This is a genomic window from Seonamhaeicola sp. NFXS20 (assembly GCF_049132085.1).
Taxonomy (GTDB): Bacteria; Bacteroidota; Bacteroidia; order Flavobacteriales; family Flavobacteriaceae; genus Seonamhaeicola.
On the sequence record NZ_JAFMPU010000044.1, the window covers coordinates 1 to 1,160 of the forward strand.

Sequence of the window (1,160 nt, forward strand, 5' to 3'; positions counted from 1 at the left end):
GCCTTGAACAATGTTAGGAATAAGATTTTAGCACGGAGTTTTGCAGTGATTAAGAGAGGAACACCATTTGTTAATGTAGCAGCCACAACTTATTAAAAAAAATAGTTGTTTTTTACCTTGGAATACGGCTATGAGTAGTTGCTTAAAGTATTAAAGTTAGCAAAAAGACACAGAGTGAGGAATATTCGCAGAATATTCCGATTGGCACTTACCAACCCCAAGCAATTACTTATAGCCATTGTTGTGCGTTCGTTTTTTATTTCCATTGTCTGTTTTTCAGGTTGGTTTTCTTTAATGAATATCCATCGTTAAAAAACAATTTTCCATTATCTAAAGTCATTATTTTATCAGTCAAAAATCTTGGAACAGCATTTAAGCCCAAATCCCTTACAATAATTTCTACTTCGTTATAATTCGGATTGTCAATTTCTATTGTTTCTTTTTGTCCTAAATAATGATATGTAATTGTCTTAATTTCTTGAGCTTTCAATTCCGCAATTCCATTCACGTCTGCTGCTTTTCCCTCGTTTTGGTCATTAATTACAATAAATGCTGCTGCAAGTGGTAATTCCAAATCTCGGATTGTGATTTTCACGTTTTCAATTCGGTCGGGATTTATTTTTCCACTATAAGTCGTACTCGGATTTTTTGGTTGTTCAAATGTGTTCAGTTTTATACTGTCAGTAGATATTTGTTCCCAATTTCCTTTTACTACAGTTCCGCCACCAACATCCATAAAAATAAAATACTCAAATGTTTTGTTCGATTTTAACTCAATTTGAGTGCAAGCAAAATAGCTTTTTCCGCATTTTCCATATAAACCAACTACTGATTTATTCGTTGAACACGAACTTAAAAAAAGTAAAATTAAAATCAGTTTAATGTATTTCACGGTTTTTTCTTAAATGACGCACAACGGTTTTGTGTATGATTAGTGGCGTGTTTTAAGCACCTAATTTAGCAAATAAAAACCGAATAGAAAATCCGCGAGGATTTTCGTAAGTAGGCTCGAACTAGCCATTAATTATACACGTTGTGTCCGTTGCACAAGACTTGCTAAATATACAGAAATTTCGTATATTTAATAATGCAAGGCACAAAAATATTTCAAGAAAAGCTATTCAATCAATTTAGGCTTAGCGACCGCGTACCGGAAGAGA

1 protein-coding gene is annotated in these 1,160 nt (G+C 33.2%); it reads right to left on the reverse strand.

From position 1 onward, the window contains the following. Positions 1-256: 256 nt before the first annotated feature. Entirely contained in the window at positions 257-892 is a 636-nt protein-coding gene (locus J1D01_RS17400; protein WP_421151777.1) for a hypothetical protein, read from the reverse strand. Positions 893-1,160 lie beyond the last annotated feature (268 nt).